Raw genomic sequence first — 3,474 nt, forward strand, 5'->3', positions numbered from 1 at the left:
GGTACGCAGCTTATGCCAGGCGCCGGACAGGCTCATCATGCCGTTGATCATGCCGCCCCAGCTCGGAGCCAGCAGGATGACCGACATCGCCATGCCCAGGGACTGCGCCCAATCCGGCAGCGCGGTGTAGTGCAGGTGGTGCGGGCCGGCCCAGATGTACAGGGTGATCAGCGCCCAGAAGTGCACGATGGACAGGCGGTAGGAGTAGATCGGACGCTCGGCCTGCTTGGGTACGAAGTAGTACATCATGCCCAGGAAGCCGGTGGTCAGGAAGAAGCCCACGGCGTTGTGGCCGTACCACCACTGGATCATCGCGTCAGTCGCGCCAGCGTACATGGAGTAGGACTTGGTCAGGTTGACCGGCACTTCCATGCTGTTGACGATGTGCAACATCGCGGTCACCAGGATGAACGCGCCGAAGAACCAGTTGCCCACATAAATGTGCTTGGTCTTGCGCTTCATGATGGTGCCGAAGAACACCACCAGGTAGGTGATCCAGACGATGCCCAGAAGGATGTCGATCGGCCATTCCAGCTCGGCGTATTCCTTGGAGCTGGTGTAGCCCATTGGCAGGGTGATCACCGCAAGAACGATGACCGCTTGCCAACCCCAGAAGGTGAAGGCAGCCAGACCGTCGGAGACCAGGCGCGTCTGACAGGTGCGCTGGACCACGTAATACGAGGTCGCGAACAGTGCGCATCCGCCAAAGGCGAAAATCACCGCGTTGGTGTGCAGCGGGCGCAGACGGCCGAAGCTCGTCCACGGCAGGCCCAGGTTGAGTTCTGGCCACACGAGTTGTGCGGCGATGAACACGCCTAGACCCATCCCAATGACCCCCCAGATCACCGTCATAATGGCGAACTGGCGGACCACCTTATAGTTATAAGCAGTCTGACTGATTGCTGTGCTCATGCTAGGGGTTCCACGGTTAATGGATTTTTATGGGGCAAAAATCGGCGGCAAGTATGGAGAAAGCAAGTAGCCATTGCAACGCAAGGTGCCGACACGAATAGGGTTTCAGAGCCGTTTAGCGGGTGTTCGAGGCGCCCCTGAATCAGCTCTGGCAGCTTTTGGCGCAACCTGTTTGCGCAGCGCTAAGAAAGGATCGCCTTGGAGTTGTGACAGATGGCGACTGAAAGGCAGCTTAGCCCAGGTCAAGGAAATTGCAGGGCTATTGGTCGGCAGGTGCGACACTGGGTCGCATATATAAGGAGGGAGCCGGCGACCGTGCTTCGGTCGCCGGTAAAGCGGGGTTACTTGTGCTCGCCCTGGCTCAGCTTGAGCACGTAGGCTGCCAGCAGGTGGGCTTTGTCATTGCCGAGGAAGTCACCCTGGGCTGGCATGTTGCCGCTGCGACCATAACGGATGGTCTGCTGCAGCTGAGCGAAGCTGCTGCCGTAGATGAACGCGCTGGGTTGAGTCAGGTTCGGTGCGCCCATCGCCGGGGTGCCGGTGCCGGCTGGTGTATGGCAAGCGGAGCAGATGGTGGCGAAGATCTGCTTGCCGGCCGCAACGTCGGCGTGCGCATCGTCCGGCAGCTCGCGGCCGCCCAGTTCGGTGAGGACGTAGGCGGCGACATTGCGTACGCCATCTTCGCCGATCATCGGGCCCTGCGCCGGCATCATCCCCATACGGCCATGCATGATGGTGGTCTTGATGGTCTCCGGCTCGCCACCCCAGCGCCAGCTGCTATCGGCCAGGTTGGGGAAGCCGTAGCTGCCCTTGGCATCGGAGCCGTGGCAGACCGCGCAGTTGGACGCGAACAGGCGCCCGCCCATTTTCAGCGCGCGATCGTCCTTGGCCACTTCCTCGATGGGCATGGCGGCATATTTGGCGAAGATCGGGCCATATTGCTCATCGGCACGATTCATCTCGCGTTGCCACTGATTGACCTGAGTCCAGCCATCCTCATAGCCGGGCAGCAGGCCCTTGAAGTTGCCCAGGCCCGGGTAGAGCAGCAGATAGGCCGCGCCGAACACCAGGGTGCCGAGGAACAGCATGAACCACCACTTGGGCAGCGGGTTGTCATACTCCTCGATGCCGTCGAACGAGTGGCCCATGGTCTGTTCGGTCGGGCTCTTGTGCACCTCGCTCTTGCGGGTGGCGAAGATCAGCCAGAACAGCGCGACCATCGTGCCGACGGTGAGCAGGGTGATGTATATGCTCCAGAAGGCTGTCATGCTTCATTACTCCAGACATCGGGCTCGTCGTCGGCGAACGGCAGGTTGGCCGCTGCGTTGAACTCGTCGCGGCGGTCGCCGCTATAGGCCCAGAAGGTGACTGCGGTGAAGGCGATCAGTACCAGTGCGGTACCCAGGCCGCGCAACGTACCCACATCGATGAACTCGAACATGGCCCTTACCTCTTGTTCTTCACGGCGGTGCCAAGCACCTGCAGATAGGCGACCAGCGCGTCCATTTCGCTCTTGCCCTTGACCGCGTCGCTGGCACCGGCGATGTCCTCGTCGCTGTAGGGCACGCCCAATGTGCGCATTGCGCTCATCTTCTTGGCGGTGTCCTTGCCGTCGAGGCTGTCTTCCACCAACCAGGGGTAGGCAGGCATCTTCGACTCGGGCACGACGTTGCGCGGGTTGTACAGGTGGGCGCGATGCCACTCGTCCGAGTAGCGGCCGCCGACGCGGGCCAGGTCCGGGCCGGTACGCTTGGAACCCCACAGGAAGGGGTGATCCCAGACGCTTTCACCGGCTACGGAGTAGTGGCCGTAGCGCTCGGTTTCGGCGCGGAACGGACGGATCATCTGCGAGTGGCAGCCGACGCAGCCTTCGCGGATGTAGATGTCGCGGCCTTCCAGTTGCAGCGCGGTGTACGGCTTGAGACCGTCGACCGGCTCGTTGGTGACGTCCTGGAAGAACAGCGGGACGATCTGGGTCAGGCCGCCGATGCTGACCGCCAGGATCATCACCAGGGCCATCAGGCCGATGTTCTTCTCGAGAATCTCGTGTTTCATCAGTGGGCTCCTTCTACCGAGAACTGCGCAGCGGCTTCCATCTCGGTCGATTCCGCGCTGCGTACGGTCAGCCAGACGTTCCAGGCCATCAGCAGCATGCCGCTGAAGAAAATGGCGCCGCCGAGAACCCGCACCACGAAGCCGACATGGCTGGCTTCAAGGGCTTCGACGAAGGAGTAGGTGAGGGTGCCGTCCTCGTTGACTGCACGCCACATCAGACCCTGGGTGATGCCGTTGACCCACATCGAGGCGATGTACAGTACGGTGCCGATGGTGGCCAGCCAGAAGTGGCCGTTGATCAGGCCGATGCTGTGCATCTGCTCGCGACCGAACACCTTGGGAATCAGGTGATACAGCGAGCCGATCGACACCATGGCTACCCAGCCGAGGGCGCCGGCGTGCACGTGGCCGATGGTCCAGTCGGTGTAGTGGGACAGGGCGTTGACGGTCTTGATGGCCATCATCGGGCCTTCGAAGGTGCTCATGCCGTAGAAGGCCAGGGACACC

Annotated in this window: 5 protein-coding genes; all 5 read right to left on the reverse strand. The window is 61.7% G+C overall.

From position 1 onward, the window contains the following. Positions 1-912, reverse strand: a 912-nt coding sequence (locus PCLY_RS04095) for a cbb3-type cytochrome c oxidase subunit I (RefSeq protein ID WP_197432139.1), incomplete at its 3' end; no start/stop codon positions are given. A gap of 341 nt (positions 913-1,253) precedes the next feature. Further along, complete coding sequence (ccoP, locus tag PCLY_RS04100) at positions 1,254-2,180, reverse strand: cytochrome-c oxidase, cbb3-type subunit III (RefSeq protein ID WP_061238026.1); 927 nt, start codon at positions 2,178-2,180, stop codon at positions 1,254-1,256. Next, positions 2,177-2,353, reverse strand: a complete 177-nt coding sequence (locus PCLY_RS04105; protein ID WP_082768013.1) for a cbb3-type cytochrome oxidase subunit 3 — start codon at positions 2,351-2,353, stop codon at positions 2,177-2,179. The genes ccoP and PCLY_RS04105 overlap by 4 nt, the downstream gene beginning before the upstream one ends. 5 nt (positions 2,354-2,358) lie before the next feature. Continuing rightward, a complete protein-coding gene (gene ccoO / locus PCLY_RS04110; RefSeq protein WP_061238027.1) occupies positions 2,359-2,967 on the reverse strand; it encodes a cytochrome-c oxidase, cbb3-type subunit II in 609 nt (202 codons plus the stop codon). Further along, a partial coding sequence (locus PCLY_RS04115; RefSeq protein WP_197432140.1) for a cbb3-type cytochrome c oxidase subunit I occupies positions 2,967-3,474 on the reverse strand: 508 nt, incomplete at its 5' end. The genes ccoO and PCLY_RS04115, both read right to left, overlap by 1 nt.

Origin of the sequence: Ectopseudomonas composti, assembly GCF_001567565.1 — a bacterium.
Lineage (GTDB): Bacteria > Pseudomonadota > Gammaproteobacteria > Pseudomonadales > Pseudomonadaceae > Aquipseudomonas > Aquipseudomonas composti_A.

Excerpts from the sequence above, each read along its gene's own strand:
- ccoP (WP_061238026.1), bottom strand. The coding sequence starts at position 2,180 with ATGACAGCCTTCTGGAGCATATACATCACCCTGCTCACCGTCGGCACG.
- PCLY_RS04105 (WP_082768013.1), bottom strand. The coding sequence starts at position 2,353 with ATGTTCGAGTTCATCGATGTGGGTACGTTGCGCGGCCTGGGTACCGCA.
- ccoO (WP_061238027.1), bottom strand. The coding sequence starts at position 2,967 with ATGAAACACGAGATTCTCGAGAAGAACATCGGCCTGATGGCCCTGGTG.